The sequence below is a fragment of the Blautia sp. HCN-1074 genome (assembly GCF_037890165.1).
GTDB lineage: Bacteria > Bacillota > Clostridia > Lachnospirales > Lachnospiraceae > Blautia_A.
Genome location: NZ_JBBKBP010000032.1, coordinates 34056 through 49294 on the forward strand (window position 1 = coordinate 34056; position 15239 = coordinate 49294).

The following is a 15239-nucleotide window of genomic DNA, read 5'->3' on the forward strand; positions in this document are numbered from 1 at the left end:
TTATTGTTCTTCTATATACTGAACACCTTTAGCCTTATCCCGTACATTTCGAAATTTTTCCGGAATATCTGCCTTTTTCAGACACTCAATGATGGAAAGCCATTCGAAATCGCTTTCTTTAAACATACGGATTCCCCCACTGGAACGTTCCACAAAGGGAAGAAGTCCTTCTTTATCATAATAGCGAAGTGTAGATGCCGCAACACCCAGGCGGCAGGCTGTTTCTCCAACTGTATAATACATGTTCTATCCCCTTTTTATTTTTTACATATAAATCGTCATCTCTGCTGTAGACACAGACAAATATTTCTATAGCAATCCTCGTAAATAATGCATTTAAGACAGTTCAACAGAGTGCGAAAGACAAGGAAGATATCTGCAGGCGTGCTGACGCACGGCAAAGATATCTGACGCAGGATTTCACACTCTGATGGGCTGGATTAAGATGCATTATTTTAGAGGATTGCTATAAGATAAATATACCTTGTAAAATAAAATAGCGCAAGTGGATTCTCTCATCCACCTGCGCCAGATTATGCTCCTTGTTACTGTTTGCTTTACGCCTTAAATGTGTAAAATGACATTCCTGCAACACATAAATCTATCTGATTATTATTTGTATTTAACAGCAGTACCATACGCAATAACTTCTGCTGCCCCTGACATTACCTGGGAGGAGCCGTATTTTACACCGATCACAGCATCCGCATTCATCTCTTTGGCTTCATCTACCATACGCTTGGTGGCAATCTGTCTTGCCTCATTGAGCATTTCCGTATATCCTGTGATTTCTCCGCCTACCAGAGTCTTCATCCCTGCCATGAAATCTTTTCCTACATTTTTTGTCTGTACAACTGTTCCCTTTACAATTCCCAGTGCCTCAAACTCTACACCCGGAATATATTCAATACTTAGAAGCTTCATCCTCTTCTCCTCCTTCAATCTCTTTCATGCGTCCTGCAAGTGCTGCCAGGATTCCACCGATGATCACAACCGGTATGGCGATCAGGAATATCAGCAGTCCGGTCGGTATGGGATCTTGTGTATTTGCCCACAGCATAAGCCCTATCACAAATCCCATAAGCAAGATCATGACTACTGCTCCAATGATCGCTCCTGTCCTTCTTTTCTTACGGATATCAGTTTTCTTTATATCCATAAACCTTGCACCCTCTTTCTCCATCTGCTCGATTTCTTCCAGACAGTTCTCGGCATTTAAGGTATCCAGGGACTGATGCTCTGTAATCAGGCGCTCACACATTTCCTGCATTTTCACAAGGCCCTCCCTGCGGCGTTCCAGTTCTCTCAGGTGCTGTTCCAGACAGAACTGCAGGCTTTTCCTCTTTTCAAAAAGAGCTCTCATCTCTTCTATGGAAATATCCATCTTCCGGAATAATTTGATTTCCTGAAGTCTGGCAATGTCTGCCGTATGATATTCCCGGTATCCGTTCTCTGCACGCTCCACATTCAGGAGACCCTGCTCTTCATAAAAACGGATATTCTTTCTGGTGATGCCTACCAGCTCTTCCACCTGTTTGATCTTCATTCTGTTACCTCTTGCTTTCCTGACAGCAGATACAGCCTATCCGCTACTCTACTGCCCTGTCTGTGCTTTCTTTATACTGCTTCCACAAGGAGGAAGGTCAAGTATTTTTTGAAAGAAATTGAAAAAAATATAGCTTCCGGCAGGGGGAATCTTTTAAGCTCCTGTACGGTCTGAACCCCTCATAATTGTGATCAGAGAACTGAGCAGCAATAACATAGGATAAAATAATTTCGGCATGATCTGAAATGCAGAAATCTCACCACCCAGTTCATTCACTGCTGAGATTGCAACCAGCATCTGTGCACCATAGGGAATCACTCCCTGGAAAACACAGGAAAAAGTGTCCAGTAGGGAAGCTGTCTTTCTCGGTGTAATTCCATACTCCTCTGCCATTTCCTTTGCGATAGGGTTAGCCATGACGATCGCCACTGTATTATTGGCAGTAGCAATATCCATAGTTCCTACCAGAAGTCCCATTCCAAGCTGTCCGCCTTTCTTTCCGCGGAAAATTTTATGTATCCAGCCAAGAAGCGCATCGAATCCACCATATTCACGGATCAGCGCACACATGGCTGCTACCAGAATTGCCACCATACAGGTCTCAAACATTCCGGATACACCGGATCCCATATTTTTCAGGATCTCTACAGGTGTGATATGTCCTCCGATCAGCATGATAAATGCTCCGGATACAATTCCTGTCAGCAATACCACAAATACATTGATTCCAACAATTCCTCCGATCAACACCAGCACATACGGTATTACCTGTGTCAGATGATAGGGCTGGAGCACACGACCCTGAATTTCTGTCTGAAATGACAGGATCAGGATTAAAATCAGTGTGGCGCCGGCTGCCGGAAGAGCGATCCAGAAGTTCTCCCTGAATTTGTCTTTCATCTCACATCCCTGACCATTACATGCAGCAATCGTCGTATCTGAAATAAAAGAAAGATTGTCTCCAAACATGGCTCCGCCCATAACAGAAGCCACGCAAAATGCCAGATCAAATCCTGATGCTGTGGAAACTGCAGCTGCGATGGGTGTCAGAAGGGTAATGGTTCCCACAGAGGTTCCCATAGCCACAGACACAAAACAGGCAACTACAAACAGCACAGAAACTGAAAATCTGGCAGGTATCAGACTCAGCATACAATATGCAACACTCTCAGCACTGCTTCTTCCCACAACCCCTACAAAGGAACCTGCTGCAAGGAAGATCAAAAGCATGGTGATGATATTTTTATCCCCTACTCCCTGTGCCATGATCTCCAGTTTCTTATCAAAATCCAGTGCTCTGTTCTGCAGACAGGCAACCAGGATCGCAGCCAGAAATGCTACTACAATAGGCACATTATAAAATCCCATGGGGATTTCCATCACATACTCAAACAAAATGCCCAGTCCAAGGTATAATACAAGAAATACACCAATGGGAAGCAGGGCAATTCCTTTTCCTTTTTTCATCTTTTATCCTCTTTCTACCATAATCTCTTTATGGTTATATAATCACTCTGCTATTTTATCATACACTCAGTTTTCCTGCCATAGTATTTATCACAGCTTTGGCTGATAGCGCATATCCGATACATTGTAAACTGTCACAAAGGCTTTTGGATCTTCACGATTGATGTAAGCCATCAGCTTCTGATATTCTGTTTTGTCTACGATCGTAATGATCTCATTGCGTTTCTTCATATTATAGGCACCTGTTGCTTCATAGATTGTTGCTCCGCTGTGCAGATCTTCAATAATGAACTTGCGCAGTTCTTCCTCTTTCTGAGTGATAACGCAGACACGCCTCTTGATATTATGGTCAAAGATAAAGTGATCCAGAACCATACCATTAAAGTATGTTCCCAGTATACTCAGCACCACTGTCTTTTTATCATATACCAGCGCTGCGGAAAGAGCCACACACATACCGGAAAGAGACATTGCTTTTCCCAGTTCCATGTGGAGATATTTGTTCATGATCTTTGCCACAATATCCAGTCCGCCGGAGGATGCATTTCTGTTAAAAAGAATGCTCAATCCTACACTGACTACCAGGATATAGCACAGCACATCCAGTTCCTGACTGTTGGTCATAGAGCCAAAATCCGGAAATAATTTCTCAAATAATCCGAGAAATAAGGGCAAAACGATGCTGGTGTAAACTGTTTTTACGCCAAATTCGCGTCCGCAGGTAAAGAAACCAATGATCAGAAGTACCACATTCAAAATCATGGTGATCACAGACAGTGGTAAGGGTACAAAGTTTGATAGCACGATACCAAGACCGGAGATACTGCTTACAGAGGCATGGCTCGGCACCAGAAAGAAATAAACTGCTGCCGCAATGATCGCTACCGCACCTGTCAGGATCAGTGCTTCCTTTATGATATCTGCATAATTTAGTTGTTTTTTCATAGTTAGATTTCCTGTCTTTCTTTCCATATTCTTGTTCTATTGTAACATATAGAAAGAGAATGTCCATTGGCAATTACAAAAAGAGGCTGTCTTCCATGACACCCCCTTTGTAAATCCTTATAACCTATAGGACTGCTATAAAATTCGCTTTCATATATTCGAACATATTTGAAAAATGTTCTAATATTTTATCCTAACGGTTCTGTATGTTTCTCAGATAAATAGGCCTTCTGTTCTTCCTCCGGTGCTTCCCAGATTGTTGTTGTAGTTCCATCCTTATCTACATATACTTCTTTTATCTCATCTTTCTTCAGAATCTCATGAAATTGATCATATGGATAAAAAATACAGCTTACATATTTTTCCCACAAGCTCTGTTCAAAATGGATAGTCATTACACCTGTTTCTCTGTCCAAAGATGTTTTCCAGCGATAATTTCCTTTTATATTCATTCTATATGTTACTTCATCTTTATTATCCTCAACAATAGTAATCCCGGCATCTTTGTAGTTGATATATGTGACATGTTTATTCATAAAGGTAAACACTGCCAAAAAGCAAACTATGGTTGCTGCTATGGAAAGCAGGATTGTTTTTGTCTTTTTTTTCTTTAAAAATTTTCTGAAATTCTTCAGGTCATTTGCTTCATTGCTGTTTTCTTTTGTCTGCGCATAGATTTTCATATCATTTTCAAGGTCTGCCTTTGTCTCATGGTATACCCGCTGGCAGATTTCACAGTTTTGCAGATGTTCTTCTACAAGTTCTTTTGTATCTTCGCTTACTGCATCTTCAATGTACAATGGCAGAATATCCTGTATCACGTTGCAGTTTATTTTTTCCATGTTACTTTTCCTCCTGACTTATCTGTGCTCTTATCATCTGGCGTGCACGGTGGTAGGTTACTCTTGCCCACCCGGCACTTTTCTGATAGCATTTTCCGATCTGCTCAAAGGAGAGTTCACCATATATCCGCAGATGAAATACTTCCCTGTAGGGTTCCGGTATCAGTTCTGCATATCGTTTGAGATTCCGAACTGTCTCATCCTGCACGATCTGATCCAGTACTGCCGGGGATGTATCCTGCATGGAATCCTGCATTATTTCTGAAAATTCTTCACCCACGTAGATTTTGTTTCGTCTGCAATAGCGGAAATATGTATTCTTCGCAATTACAAATAACCATGCGCGGATATCCTTCCGGCCGTCAAATTTCTCAATATTATTCATTGCCTTCAGGAATGTTTCCTGGGTGATTTCCTCTGCCAGACTTTCATTTTCGGAAAGTGCCCGGATATAGAGAAAGACATCATGGAAATACTTCCTATAGATTGTTTCGATTTCTGATTTCTCCATTCCTGCCCCTTATATTTTTTATTATCCTACTGCATCTTTCGGGATTTTTAATGGTCCTGTCTGACCGATCGTGGTGCCATCCTTATCCAGAATATAACCATCTTTATCCTGATATGACCCTGCCGGCGGTGTCCACATAGATCCATCTGACGACCTGATCTGTCTTCTTCCATTGAATGTCTGAACACGGTTCTGATTTTGTTGCATCTGCATTGAATATGCACGGCTGCTCACCTGGGTATCACTGTCTGTATCGGATGCACAACCTGATAAACCAACCACAACTGTCAGAATGAATATTCCTAAATATCGTTTCATAATAATCCTCCTGTCTGCTGTATCATTATTTTATCTGATGTCTTTCTATATAACTAAGTCACAGACAGAAGAAACGTTACAGGAAAATTTATATTTTGATTTTTTAATCGAAGCAAGTAAGTCTCCTGTGAAGGTTGCAGAAAACAATACGCAGTGGATGGGGACTTGCTTGTAACCTATTTCTGATAAATTACCCGATATAGGTATAGAAGTTATAGATGTGTACAATCAATTACAAAAAGATTCCGAACGTACATTAGAAAAACAGGGAGATAAATTTCTTATCTCCCCAAACTAACGATTCGCATTTTAAGTTGCGAAGCACTTATAGCAATTCCATAAATTAAAGGTTTATACTCATGTAGTTCTTATGATATTCCAAGCACCTGATCTATAGCAAGTATGGTTTTTATATCAGTGGATTTCGTAATATATTTCTGACCAAATCGATATAGTTCAGCTTTACCGTTTCATAGGAAATATTGTCAGAAATCAATTTCATAGTTGAATCAGCATAATCATCAGCATAAAAATCTTCTCGTATAAGTTCTTCTGCTACAGCCAGCAAATCAACATCCTCCCTGGCAGACGGGGTTATTTTAATATCCATGCCTGATCTGTGCTTTCTAATATCTGCAAAGAGCCTTTTGAAATCATCATCTATTGAAATATAATTTTTCAGCTTAAAGATGTCATATAAATGTCTGGAATTTCTCGTTGCTCTTCCTACCATATAATAATCACATACAGCAAAAATTTTATCTATAATTGTTCTGGATAGTGCCTGTGTCTTCATTTTAAATGGTTTTAACTCATAGTCTCTCAAAATCTCTGATTCTTCTGTTGCAAGACAATCAAATATTATACTTGTAATTTCCCTTTCTTCTGTTGGATAAGAATATGACATCAACGCTGTCTCCAGCTTCACATATGGTCGCAGGCCTCTTTTATCTTCTGAGCAAACTGAATCATATAAGAAATCATAGTGATTATAGTCCTTATCACTTTCAATAAACTTCCAATTATCAATTGCTAAATCTAAATCTTCGCTAATTGGTTGTAGTAACTGATATTTGATTTTCTTTCTTCTGGCTTCTCCCAAATGCTCTTCAAATGTAATATCAATATCCTCTGAAAAACGGTCTATAACATGATAAGCCTTGGAAAGGGATGTTCCACCCTTAAACACCACATCAGGATTTCTCTGTACCAGTTCTTTTAATATCATTGTCACATAGTAATCTTTTTCCACGATACTTTCATCTATGCCCGTTCGCTCTGATACCGTTACAATAATATCCCTCAACAATTCCTTATCATCTTTATGCAAATACATCGTCCAACCTCAATTCATAATAATATTTAAATATCGCAATCGGAAACTCTCTTATATAACTATCCACGTCTTTTTTTGTGATGCCATGTATCCGCACAAATTGAGATACTTTATCATGAGCCACATCATAGCTTTCATCCAGATACACATCCAGATTCTTTAATAAATCAAGTAACTGCAGCACATAAACATTTTCTTCATTTACCGGAACTACTGGTTTTCTTATAATGAATGTTCTCTTTCCAATTGGAACTTCTCTTACTTTTGCAGCCATATTGTTGCTGACAATCTCAACTTTATTGGGAACCTGCGTTGAAATTCCCAACTGATTGGCAAATGTATTACCTGAATAAAAACCATCTACTTTCCCGCCTCTGGAAACATATTTGTACCTGGCAACCGTATCTGCATTTACGCCTACATTTGTTTTTAATCGTGATTTCTTAGGCAAATAATAAATGCCGTTCTCATATTTTTGCAGTTTTCCTTCATTGCATAACTTTTTTAACTGTTGGTTTACTGCAGATTTTGTAATCCCCTTAATCACTATATCAGAAAAGAATATAGGCTCTGCTTCCTTATAATTGTTTTTCAAAAATTCATATAGCATAACCATCTCTCCTTTTGTCTAAACATTTGTAATCAATTAGGTTATTTTTGTTAATTATATTTTATTCTTATTCTTAAGCTCTGTCAATGTTATTTTAATAGCTATTGTTAGTATATCCAGAGCGGAATAAAACATAAAAGAATCTTTCATTCTTTTTCAAACACGCTCTAAACAAAGTCAAGCGGATATTCGCAATCCGCTTCGCTACTTGCTCATAACCGAATAACTGCTCCGCAGTTTATCAGAAGGAGCTTGCACTCCTCCTGATACAAGCAAGTCCCCACCCACTGCTTATTGCTTTTCGCAATTGAAACAGGGGACTTACTTGATTCGGTTAAATACGGCATCACACAAACCGACTCATGTGATACCGTAATATTCTTTCTTATATCTTCAGTACTCGCAATCACAACCTGCAACGATAATAATATGATACACAGAATGATTGCTGTAATTTTTCTTAAAACAACAGCTCCATCTGATCCCCCACTTCAATTCTCGCAGTGACAAGTTCATCTGGTTCTTTTCCTCTTTTGTATTCGGCTTTCAGGTACTGGGTGCCGCCTCTCAGACTTGCAGCGATCAGATTCAGCACATATATATTGTCAAAACGATTATAGATGGACTCTCCGCCCAGACCGGTAAGGCAGATAAGCTGTGTGTTGCTCTTTTTTGCCATATCCATCAGTGGGATCAGCAGATGGGAGGCATTGGTCTGCGCAAACGGATTGTCCATGATCAGAACCTTTCCCTCATTTTTATCTGCAAAAATGTCCGTATCATCCCGTCTCATATAATACAGAAGGCTGGACAGGATTACAAATGCAGACAGAAATCCCTCTCCGCCTGAGTTTCTGGAAACCTCTTTCCATGTAATCGGATATTCCCTCTGGGCTTCGATATCATCCATGGTACAGTTCTCTTCCCGCAGAGACTGCTCCATAATATAAAGCATTACTGCAAAAATAAGATTCATCTGTTCATCAAATTTCAGAAAGCCAAACTGTTTCCAGGATGTCTTCTGAATACTGTTTTGGATAAGAACACCGTACAGGCCTACATTTTTCATTCGTTTTGGAAAGTTTTTCAGAAATTCGTATTGTAAAGCTGCCTCCTTATTACACTGCTTCTTATAATTTTACATCTCAGAAATCCGTAGTATTTAAAATGTCCTGAGGGACATATTTATCCGATTCCATATATCCCCTCCGAAGGATCGGCTGCAGTGTATTCAGCCGATTGTCTGCAGTATAGCCTTCAGAAGATCCCCCTGAAGATAATATGTCGTCTCAAAATGAAGATATGATAACGATACTTTATCCCACAACAATAAGATCTTTGGCGGGAATTCTTCATCTCCATCCCAGAACTGAAGCAACACAGAGAAATGCGGAAGAACAGGCATTTCAAATGTCAGATCTGCCCCTGCCAGACGCTCCCTCTGCTTTCCGCCCAGACAGGTACAGGCCTGCTTTACCTCTTCCACTTTGCCTGAAAATGCTCTTGCATACTTTTCCACAAAAGGATCTGTTGACGGACTGCTCCCGGCAGTTACAAACCTGCCCACAGGCTGCCACTGCCCGGTAAGAGGAGGCAGTATCTCCTGCCCGGAACAGCAGAGAAAATCATAGATTGTCATAACAACTGTATATTCTCTGCAGTCCGTCCATTCTTCGCCTGTGGCATATTCAATAGCACCGTTTCTGCGATTGATCCGATATTCTGTTCCGATATATTTCAAATACAGGTATTCTTCATCATGTTTTAAACCATATTTTTTTATCAGCTTATCCTGATCATATTTTAAAAACAACTCTCTTCCTATATATACCTGTTTTTCATAATTATCCATAATATACTTTATTCCATTTCTTATTCTAACTATAGCAATTCCATAAATTACTGCAAACAATCCAGTCCATCATAGCGTGAAGTCCTGCGTCAGATAAATCCCCTGCGGGGGTTGCAAAAAGCAATTATTCGTTATACCAGACATAAATACAGGAAGTATGCGACATAACACAACAGCATAACCACACCACAGGGTTTTCTTAATTCTTTATGTCTGAATGTACCAATCCAGAGTATTGCTCCACACAGAACTGCAATTACAGTATCAATAATAAATTTACTCTCAAACGGCACAGTACAGATGAGTGCCGTTGTACCGATAACAAACAAAATATTAAAAATATTGCTTCCGACTATATTTCCAATGGCAATTCCTGCATTTCCTCTTCTGGCTGCTGTTACTGATGTGACAAGTTCCGGAAGAGATGTTCCCAGTGCAACAATTGTCAGCCCGATAAATCGCTCACTCATGCCAAAATAACGGGCAATCTCCGTTGCTCCGCTGACTGCAAAATCACTGCCCTTTACGACCAGAATTCCACCGATTACCATCAGGAGCATACATTTCCATACCGGATTATCCTTTGCTTCTGCTTCTTCCTGATTGTTCCCTTTCTTTGCCATCACAAACAGATATCCCAGATATATCAGAAACAGTATCCAGAAAATCACACCTTCAATAAAAGTCACCTCTGAACCTGTGATACCAAAGATCAGCAAAATAATTGTTATCACTGTCATAAACGGAATTTCGTAAAGAAGCGTGGATTTTTGAATCGCTACATTCGTAATTACTGCTGTGATTCCCAGGATGATGAAAATATTCAGGATATTACTTCCGACTACATTTCCAATGGTAATACCTGCATTCTTATTTATTGCAGCAGTAATACTGACTGCTGCCTCCGGCATGCTGGTTCCCATTGCTACAATGGTTAATCCAATGATCAACTGTGGAATTCCCAGCTTTTTCGCAATACTGGCTGCACCCTCCACAAACCAGTCTGCACCTTTCACCAGAAACAAAAAACCTGCCAGCAAAATAATAACCTGTAAAAACATCATTTCTACCTCTCTTTCTTTTATTACGTACTCACAAAATCAAATATAAAAAGATTCCGGGAATACATTTATTTTGCAGTAGGTATAAAAAAAGAGACTCCTACTGCATTCACAGTAAAAGTCTCGCAATTTCATCACTTTCCGAGTTATATGTTTCAATAACTGTCCTGACGAAGAAGTGAACCGAATCCACTCGGCAAGCTACTCCCTTTTCACGGGTATATTCTAACAGACTGTCTCTTAAAAATCAATTATTTTTATCATAAGATTCTCCATTAGATTCTCCATAATCCACAATATAAAAAGAAGCCTCGTTACTACGAACAGAGTGAACAGTAATGTAGCCTCCTCTCTGTGTCAGAATCTGCATCAGAAATCTGCAGTATGTGACATGCTCTCGCCACTTAAATCTTACAGATTTTGAAGTGGGAGCTTCCTGCTCAATTGCCCTTCAGGGCAAAGCTAAAACAGGCTATCCCCGCGTGTCCCGCGGTTCTTTTTTTATCCGGTTACGGATCTTTTCTGTGCTATTATGCACATTTTTTATATATTCTTTTTCCTTCTTTCAGAATATTGACCGCCACATTCGCATAGGTATATCCGTTCTGATAATGCCAGCTCTTTCTTCTTATGTCCGCATGCGCTGCATATCTTACTGGATGCAAAATATCTATCTACTTTTATCAAATATTTTCCACGTTCTTCCAGCTTATATCCAAGCATGGAAAGGAACTGACCGTATCCGTTATCCTGTATCCCTTTTCCGAAATGCAGACCTCCGGCTATCCCCTTCAGGTTCAGATCCTCCACACATACTGCGTCATAGTCTTCTGCAAGGCTGTGGCTGAGCTTATGCTGGAAATCCTTCCTCTGGTTCTTTATCTTTTCATGATATAAAGCAACCTTTTTCTTCTGTTTCTGATAGTTACGGCTGCCCTTTTCACATCTGGAAAGTTTTCTCTGTTCCCGGGCAAGCTTTTTCTCTGCATTCCGGTAGAACATGGGATATCCGGCTCTTTCACCGGTAGAAAATACACACATCCCATGCATGGCAAAATCCATCCCCAGGAATTTTTCCGCCTGTCTTTTCTCCGCTGTTTGGTTTTCACAGTCGAACAGCAGGCTGGCAAAATAAAGAGAATCTACCTCTTTCAGCCATGGATATTCTTTTTTATATCCGGCCGGCGTATTTTTCAGCATCTTTTTTTCTTCCTGATAATGACGGATCTTATCCGCAAGCATCCGGTTATAGAGAAAACGACTGCAGCCGATCGTCTTCTCTATCTGAGTTAATATAAATTTACTTGTTTATCTACGAGTTTCTCCCCTTCATACTGCAATTTTAAAGAAAAAAATCGCTCATCTCCTGAAAGAAGCAAATCCAGAAAAACTCTGTCACCTTCCCATGTGGGAAGTGTCGGCACAACAGCTTTATCTATCCAGTAAAGTTCTCCTTCATTGCATTCTGTTAATTCACCGATATATTCGTTGGCCGTAAACACACACATAAGCTCCGGTTCACATTTATCGCTTATAAATGTAACCAGACCTCGAAGTTTATATGACGTCAGCGTTAATCCTGTTTCTTCTTCCACCTCACGCAAAAGACATTCCTCCGGGGATTCCTGGCCCTCTGCATGCCCGCCAACTCCAATCCACTTTCCCTCATTGATGTCATTATGCTTTTTTACCCTGTGAAGCATCAGATATTTGCCATTATTTTCTATATAGCATAAAGTCGTTATTGTCATTCTTACACTTCCTTGTTTCAACTCACAGTCGGTAATTTCACAGAGTCTGACATGTCAGCAACATGCTGACTGTGATTTGCCTCATGTCAGTGGGGGATACCGATTTCTCTCCGCCCGCCACTGCCGTTCATTTTCTTGTTTGCAATTCATCTCACCACCCTATAGAGGTGGGAGAATCCTTGTTATATCTTGTTAAACAAAATTACTATACCAAATGTTCTGAGTACCGGGCAACGACACATCCCTGTTGCCAGACAAAACAAACTACTGCAGTGCGGCACGCTTTACCTGGGTCAGTGCTTTTGACACTGCAGGCACTGAAATGATGATCACCGTGATAATGCCCTCTGCCAGCAGATAGCTGTAATTGTATAAGATCGGATATACGGCTGTCAGAGATTTCGGGAAATTGTCCGGCATATAGCTCATCCAATAAAGATAACCGCCCAGAGAGTGAAAAGCTCCTCTGGCAATTACAGCTATTATGTATCCTTTCAGAAGTCCATGACTCTGTTTTGCAAATAATCCTGCCAGGCCAAGTGCTGCAAATGCAAGTATGTAATCACAGCATACCTGAAAAAATGAAAGTATATAAGGCTCCTGGATAAACTGCAGGATTCCGTAAGCAAACCCAGCCATAATACCTGTTCCAACCCCATACCAGTTTGCAATCAGAACAATAAAAAGCATACTGCAAAGAGTGACGCTTCCTCCCCACGGCAGTTTGAAGATTTTCAGATAAGACGTAATAAAAGCAAGTGCAATAGCTACGGCACAGAATACCAGTTGTCTTGTGGTAAGCTTTTTCTTGTCTGAATTCTTCCCTGCAAAATAAATCGCCAGGAAAAACAAAATGATTCCGGCAATAACTGTAATCACATATCCGGCAGTTGTAAGTCCACCATCAGCAGTTACCATAAAACCAAACATGAAATGACCTCCCTCTTGTTATTAATTTTTGTATAATTTATTATAAGGATTTTATCATTCTTCGTCAATTGTTCCTGCTTTCTTATTAAAAATCCGCAAATAATTTCACTCTCAGCTCAACAGAAAAACCCCGAAAACCTTACGGTTCCGGGGTATCTTACGTTTGGACACAATGTACCTTGCGGTACTCTATATTTATATTAAGATGTTATTCTAAAATTATTCGATAACTGTAGCAACACGTCCTGATCCAACAGTACGTCCACCTTCACGTTTGTGAGGTTCTTAAAATCTCTTTATTTTCTGTGATTTTCGTGTCCATATTGTCCTGTATTGCAGATTTTCCAAGTTATATTTTTATTCTCTTTACTTTTTAGTATCAAAATGGTATCACATCTCCATTTTTATGCACTGGCAACTTTCCGGTTGCGGCTTCCTGTCCTGACTGTTATAATCGAAACATGGGTGCTACCATAACGGTAGGCGGTTAGTCCTTCAACAGAGGGACTGTGGTCTACACTCCGTTACGGTCGGTGCTTAACGAGTGCCACCGGCACTCAGCACCCCTCTGATTACATAGAAACCCGAAAGGGAATCCACTGGAAAGGAGGGCTAAGCCATGAGTATTGTTGATTTTATAGCAGTAGTGAGCTTCGGCTTAACCTGCTTTGGTCTTGGATATACCTTTGGCAAGGATAATACTAAACCACAAAAATAGCCGCCCTGGTCTGGTAAACTAAGCGGCAATTTTTGTCAAAACATATATCGGACTAACCGTCTATCGGTAGCACTCTTTTTCTATAATCATATTAGCACGCATGTGCAGAAATGTCAAAAAATTTTTATTCTACTTTTTGAAGTTTTGACATATCCAATCCATGCCGGATCATCATCAGAATATCCCATTTTTAATTCTATGTACATTAAATTGTTAATCATTCTTATTCTCTCCTGATTCCAAATTTTGCAACATCTCAACAAACTGGAAGCTGTAAACCTGATTGTTCCTAAATTAACTGTGGCATACCATTGATAAACATATGCCATGCCTGTCATTTTTCGCACTAAGTTTCCATCCGTGCATTTCAACGATTTCTTTTGAGAGGGCAAGCCCTATTCCGCTGTTTCCGTTTTGTCCCGTATGAAAACGTTCAAACATATGGGAAAAATCCTCTGTGCTAAGTTCTCCTCCATCGTTCCAGATGGAAAGGACTTGATTTTTCCACGATATTTCGATTTGACTACACGCATATTTTACGGAATTAGTTATCAGGTTAGCAACAGCGTGTTCCAGCTTCTCCGGGTCTCCGTTGACATATCCTTCGTCCAATTCTAACGATACTGAAAGGTTTCGCCTGTTCACAATTCCTTCAAGCGGCATCAAAATATCTTGAACCAGTGATGCCATTTCTATTGGTTCACACTTTAATGGTTCCGTACCGCTTTCCATTTTTGATAAATACAGGATATCCTCAATAAGTTTACTCATACGCTCCGTCTGAGACACTATCATTCTGCCCGCTTGAGAATAATCGGTAATGACTCCCATTTCGATCTCCTCCGCATATCCGCAAATTGCCATAAGCGGGGTTTTTAATTCGTGAGATGTATTTTCAAAAAAGGTCTTCTGAGCTTTGTCATTTTGTTCGAGTTTTTTCCCGAGAAAATATCCAATGGCAGCACCGAGAGCGGCAATGACAAAAGCATCCAGCAAAACACCAAAACTGATTTCTTTTACGAGTTCTGGTTCGCCGGTAACATCCACATAAGCAAGTAATCTCTCATTGCTGTCTTCGTAATACTCTGTTCTGGCTTTCATATAATAAGTTGCTTCGTTAATTTTTGCCCTTTGCATTTCATCAGACGGGTGTGTTTCATACCAGTCAATAAGTTTCTTCTCTTTGGGTGTCAGAATCTGATATATGTCATCCCTGTTTTCTGAATCTGCCCCCATATATACAAGTGAGGCATAATATAAAGAGCCCGTATCATTTTCAGATTCGTAATTCAAATATTCGTCTGAATTCAAAGTAAAAACGTTTTTAATTGCATTCTCAGCTCTCAGCTCTA

At 40.0% G+C, this 15239-nt stretch carries 17 protein-coding genes; all 17 read right to left on the reverse strand.

Features of this window, described 5'->3' with window-relative positions:
* Complete coding sequence (locus tag WKT11_RS18295) at positions 1-243, reverse strand: MerR family transcriptional regulator (protein WP_117674923.1); 243 nt, start codon at positions 241-243, stop codon at positions 1-3.
* 369 nt (positions 244-612) lie between these two features.
* Positions 613-924 (reverse strand): YbjQ family protein, encoded by a 312-nt coding sequence (locus WKT11_RS18300; RefSeq protein WP_008705112.1) that lies wholly within the window; start codon positions 922-924, stop codon positions 613-615.
* The gene (locus WKT11_RS18305; protein WP_118136117.1) at positions 905-1546 is read right to left on the reverse strand and encodes a MerR family transcriptional regulator; all 642 of its coding nucleotides are present in this window, start codon (positions 1544-1546) and stop codon (positions 905-907) included. The genes WKT11_RS18300 and WKT11_RS18305 overlap by 20 nt, the downstream gene beginning before the upstream one ends.
* A 153-nt stretch (positions 1547-1699) precedes the next feature.
* The gene (locus WKT11_RS18310) at positions 1700-3013 is read right to left on the reverse strand and encodes a Na+/H+ antiporter NhaC family protein (protein ID WP_117674925.1); all 1314 of its coding nucleotides are present in this window, start codon (positions 3011-3013) and stop codon (positions 1700-1702) included.
* Between the two features lie 90 nt (positions 3014-3103).
* Complete coding sequence (locus WKT11_RS18315; protein ID WP_117674926.1) at positions 3104-3958, reverse strand: YitT family protein; 855 nt, start codon at positions 3956-3958, stop codon at positions 3104-3106.
* A 188-nt stretch (positions 3959-4146) separates the two neighbouring features.
* Entirely contained in the window at positions 4147-4800 is a 654-nt protein-coding gene (locus WKT11_RS18320) for a zf-HC2 domain-containing protein (RefSeq protein ID WP_117674927.1), read from the reverse strand.
* Between the two features lies 1 nt (position 4801).
* On the reverse strand, positions 4802-5311 hold the full coding sequence (locus WKT11_RS18325; protein WP_117674928.1) for an RNA polymerase sigma factor: 510 nt from the start codon (positions 5309-5311) through the stop codon (positions 4802-4804).
* A gap of 21 nt (positions 5312-5332) precedes the next feature.
* Positions 5333-5629 (reverse strand): hypothetical protein, encoded by a 297-nt coding sequence (locus WKT11_RS18330; protein WP_117674929.1) that lies wholly within the window; start codon positions 5627-5629, stop codon positions 5333-5335.
* A 409-nt stretch (positions 5630-6038) separates the two neighbouring features.
* Complete coding sequence (locus WKT11_RS18335; RefSeq protein WP_117674930.1) at positions 6039-6965, reverse strand: nucleotidyl transferase AbiEii/AbiGii toxin family protein; 927 nt, start codon at positions 6963-6965, stop codon at positions 6039-6041.
* Complete coding sequence (locus tag WKT11_RS18340; protein ID WP_117674931.1) at positions 6952-7575, reverse strand: DUF6088 family protein; 624 nt, start codon at positions 7573-7575, stop codon at positions 6952-6954. Before WKT11_RS18340 ends, WKT11_RS18335 begins: the two co-directional genes overlap by 14 nt.
* Positions 7576-8035: 460 nt before the next feature.
* Entirely contained in the window at positions 8036-8644 is a 609-nt protein-coding gene (locus WKT11_RS18345) for a hypothetical protein (protein ID WP_117674932.1), read from the reverse strand.
* 162 nt (positions 8645-8806) lie between these two features.
* Positions 8807-9427, reverse strand: a complete 621-nt coding sequence (locus WKT11_RS18350; protein ID WP_117844308.1) for a DUF3786 domain-containing protein — start codon at positions 9425-9427, stop codon at positions 8807-8809.
* 131 nt (positions 9428-9558) lie between these two features.
* Positions 9559-10491 (reverse strand): calcium/sodium antiporter, encoded by a 933-nt coding sequence (locus tag WKT11_RS18355; protein ID WP_117844307.1) that lies wholly within the window; start codon positions 10489-10491, stop codon positions 9559-9561.
* Positions 10492-11031: 540 nt separating this feature from the next.
* Entirely contained in the window at positions 11032-11784 is a 753-nt protein-coding gene (locus WKT11_RS18360) for an RNA-guided endonuclease InsQ/TnpB family protein (protein ID WP_445291956.1), read from the reverse strand.
* A complete protein-coding gene (locus WKT11_RS18365) occupies positions 11778-12239 on the reverse strand; it encodes an NUDIX hydrolase (RefSeq protein ID WP_117846376.1) in 462 nt (153 codons plus the stop codon). Before WKT11_RS18365 ends, WKT11_RS18360 begins: the two co-directional genes overlap by 7 nt.
* Before the next feature lie 264 nt (positions 12240-12503).
* Positions 12504-13169, reverse strand: a complete 666-nt coding sequence (locus WKT11_RS18370) for an energy-coupled thiamine transporter ThiT (RefSeq protein ID WP_025580146.1) — start codon at positions 13167-13169, stop codon at positions 12504-12506.
* 1012 nt (positions 13170-14181) lie between these two features.
* Positions 14182-15239 (reverse strand): sensor histidine kinase (locus WKT11_RS18375; RefSeq protein ID WP_340285486.1); only part of this gene is annotated, 1058 nt, incomplete at its 5' end.